Origin of the sequence: Pseudonocardia pini (genome assembly GCF_013870575.1) — a bacterium.
In the GTDB taxonomy this organism is placed as follows: Bacteria; Actinomycetota; Actinomycetes; order Mycobacteriales; family Pseudonocardiaceae; genus Pseudonocardia; species Pseudonocardia pini.
The window spans coordinates 1-3,215 of record NZ_JACBXB010000662.1; the positions used below are offsets into that span (position 1 = coordinate 1).

The 3,215-nt window shown below is 75.4% G+C and carries 5 protein-coding genes; 4 read left to right on the forward strand and 1 reads right to left on the reverse strand.

Annotated features, from left to right (window positions below):
• Both H5J29_RS26735 and H5J29_RS26740 read left to right on the forward strand, forming a co-directional pair.
• Positions 1-371, forward strand: a 371-nt coding sequence (locus tag H5J29_RS26735; protein ID WP_220187976.1) for a carboxypeptidase-like regulatory domain-containing protein, incomplete at its 5' end; no start/stop codon positions are given.
• Positions 371-1,192, forward strand: coding sequence for an alpha/beta hydrolase (locus H5J29_RS26740; protein ID WP_181783771.1), 822 nt, complete (start codon positions 371-373; stop codon positions 1,190-1,192). The genes H5J29_RS26735 and H5J29_RS26740, both read left to right, overlap by 1 nt.
• On the opposite strand, the gene H5J29_RS26745 is transcribed toward H5J29_RS26740, so the two are convergent.
• The gene (locus tag H5J29_RS26745; protein ID WP_181783772.1) at positions 1,155-1,754 is read right to left on the reverse strand and encodes a TetR/AcrR family transcriptional regulator; all 600 of its coding nucleotides are present in this window, start codon (positions 1,752-1,754) and stop codon (positions 1,155-1,157) included. The two genes, H5J29_RS26740 and H5J29_RS26745, sit on opposite strands and share 38 nt — an antisense overlap.
• A gap of 50 nt (positions 1,755-1,804) precedes the next feature.
• Between H5J29_RS26745 and H5J29_RS26750 the strand changes: the two genes are divergently transcribed.
• Together H5J29_RS26750 and H5J29_RS26755 are read left to right on the forward strand one after the other, a co-directional pair.
• The gene (locus H5J29_RS26750) at positions 1,805-2,299 is read left to right on the forward strand and encodes a PH domain-containing protein (RefSeq protein WP_181783773.1); all 495 of its coding nucleotides are present in this window, start codon (positions 1,805-1,807) and stop codon (positions 2,297-2,299) included.
• Positions 2,296-3,215: PH domain-containing protein (locus H5J29_RS26755; protein WP_181783774.1), on the forward strand; the 920-nt coding region annotated here is incomplete at its 3' end. The genes H5J29_RS26750 and H5J29_RS26755, both read left to right, overlap by 4 nt.

The window sequence follows — 3,215 nt, forward strand, 5'->3', positions numbered from 1 at the left end:
TGCTCGTCGCCTCGGCACGCGGTCACCAGCCCGGTGTCGTCGCGGTGCGCGCGGAGGAGGGGGGCGCCACCGTCGAGGTGCAGCTGGTCCGCTCCTCCACGGTCGCGGGCACGGTGCGAGACGCCGCGGGCGAGCCCGTCGCCGAGGCCGCCCTCGACCTGCTGCAGGACGGCGAGCTCGTCGGCTCCGCCACCACCGCCGCGGACGGGGGCTACCGGTTCGCCGAGCTCGCCGCGGGCGAGTACACCGTCGCCGTGCAGGCCGGCGGGCACGAGCCTCGGGTCGTCTCCGTCCGGCTGGCCGAGGAGACCGACGACCGGCAGGACCTCGTGCTGCCCGGCGGGGTCCCCACAGGCCCCCGCCTCGGCTGATGGAGCTCGCGGAGGGACGCCTCCCCGGCGTCCTGGCCGAGCTCTTCTGGCGCGCCTGGCTCCCCGCGCAGCCGACCGGCGTCGTCCTCGTGAGCCACGGGCTCGGCGAGCACTCCGGCCGGTACGCGCACCTCGCCGAGGCCCTCACCGCGGACGGCTGGGCCGTCTACGCGCTCGACCACGCGGGCCACGGCCTGTCCGGCGGCAGGCGGGTCGACGGCGGCCACGGCAACTGGGTCCCGGACCTGGACCTGCTGCGCCTGCACGTGGCCGCCCGACACCCCGGCCTCCCGTTGTTCCTTCTGGGGCACAGCATGGGCGGGCACATCGCGTTGGCGTACGCCCTCGCCCACCAGGGCGCCCTGACCGGCCTCGTGCTGTCCGCCACCGCGCTGTCCAAGCAGGCCGTCCCCGCGGCTCTCGTGCCGGTGATGACGGCCGTCGCGAAGGTGGCCCCGACCCTGCGGCTGGCCGGGATCGACATCGCGGACATCAGCAGCGATCCGAAGGTGGTCGAGGGTTTCCGCCTCGATCCGCTGAACTACACCGGCTACCCCACGCTGCGGCTCGGCGCGGCCATGTTCGGGGCGATGGACGACCTCGCCGCGCGGGCCCGCGAGCTGACCCTGCCGGTCCTGCTGCAGCACGGCTCGGCGGACCGCATCACCACGGTCGAGGTGACCCGCGCGCTGGCCCGCACGATCGCGTCGTCGGACCTGACGGTCGAGATCTACGACGGGCTGTGGCACGAGATCTACAACGAGCCGGGCGGCGGGCGCCCGGTCATGGACCTGCGGGACTGGCTCGCGGCCCGTCGGTAGGCATCAGCCGGTCCAGGTGCCTGCGCAGCAGGTCCGCGGCCCGGTCGTGGTCCAGCACGCCGAGCAGGACCTGCGTGACGAGCCCGTCGATCAGGGCGACGATCGTGAGGGTGTCCGCCACGGGATCGAGGTCCGCCCCGACGGCGCCGGTCAGGTGCGCCATCGCCAGCCCCTCGCGGCCCGCCCTGGCCTGCTCGGCGTAGTACTCCCGCAGCGGCTCGGCGAGCGCGGGCGAGGTGGCCGCCCGCGCCACGAACGCCAGCCACACCCGCGCCTCCGCGAGGATCTCGGGGGAGCCGGGGAGCACCTCGTCCGCCATCGCGTCGAAGATCGCGCGCACGGTGACCTGCGCACCCATGGCGCGCACGCGGACGTCGATCCGCGCCTCGGCGGCCGCGACGGTCCGGAGCAGGGTACGGCGCAGCAGCTCGTCCTTCGTGCCGAACTCCCGCTGGACGCGGGCGAGCGGCAGGCCCGCCTCGGCGGCGACCGTGCGGAACGAGACGGCGTCGAGCCCCTCCCGCGCGACGATGCGCAGCACCGCGTCCTCGGTCCCCGCCATGCCCCTCCTCTGATACGATCGTATCAGATACGAGCGTATCAGGGGGAGCGATGGACGGACAGGTGCGGCTGCGGCCGCCACGACACGAGCTCGACGGCCGGGTGGTCGGGTACTGGCGGACCACGAACCTGCTGGTCGTGGCGATCCCGGTGGTGGTGCTGCTGGTGCTGGGGCTGCTGATCCCGCCCGCCCGGTTCGGACTGCTGCTGCCTGCGGTGCTGCTCGCCGTGCTCGGCGTGCCTGCGGCGATCCTGGTGCCCCGCTGGTGGTTCCGGCTGCACCGCTGGGAGGTCACCGAGACGGCGGTGTACCACCGCGGGGGGTGGTTCGCCGAGGAGTCGCGGATCGCGCCGATGTCTCGCCTGCAGACCGTGGACACCACCCGCGGCCCGCTGGCCCGGCGCTACGGCCTGGCCACGCTCGTCGTCACGACGGCGTCGGCGAAGGGTCCGGTGCGGATCGAGGGTCTGGACCACGAGCTGGCGGCGGACCTGGCCCACCGGCTGGCCGACGTGGCCGAGGCGACCCCCGGGGACGCGACGTGAGCTGGGCGCGGCTGGACCCGCGGGGCATGGTCGTGACCGCCGTGGCGCTCGGCGGTGTCGGCGTGGCCGCGGGGGTCCCGACGGCGGTGGGCATCGGCAGCGGGTCGGCGGGCTACGGGACCGCCCTCGCCTGGGTGCTGCCCGCGATCGCGCTGCTGATGGTGGCCGGGGCGGCGGTCGAGTACGTCCGGTACCGGCGGACCCGGTTCCGGGTCGGGGCGGACCGCGTGGAGCTGCGGAACGGGATCCTGGCGCTGCACCACCGCACCCTCCCGCGCGAGCGGATCCGGGTCGTCGACCTGAGTGCGGACCCGCTCTCCCGGGTCCTGGGGCTGGCCCAGGTGCGGATCGGCACCGGGGAGCAGGGCGGCGAGGGGCTCACCCTGTGGCCGGTCCGCGCGGCGACCGGGGAACGGCTGCGGGCCGAGCTGCTGACCCGCGGCACCGGGACCGACCGGGACGGCACGCTCGCGACCTTCCGCACCGGCTGGCTGCGCTACGGGCCGATCTCCTACCTCACGCCCGCCCTCGGCCTGGCGGCGATCGGGGTGATGTTCCAAGGGGCGCAGTGGATCGGGCAGGAGAGCGCGCTCGTCGAGTGGTTCGGCGGGCTCGCGGTGCTGGTCGGCGTGGTGTGGCTGGTCGTGCTGGGGATCGCGGCGGTGGCGGTCGTCGGGACGGTGGCGGCGCTGGCCGTCTATGCCGAGCTGTGGTGGAACCACCGGCTCGACCGCGAGCCGGGCGGCACCCTGCGGGTGCGCCGCGGGCTGCTCACCACCCGCTCGATCTCGATGGAGGAGCGCAGGCTGCGCGGGATCGAGCTGGTCGAGCCGCTGGGGGCGCGGCGGGCGGGTGCGGCGCGAGCGGGGTCTCCAGGCCGCGTTCGGCCTGCAGGGCCTGCTGTTCCCGCTGATCA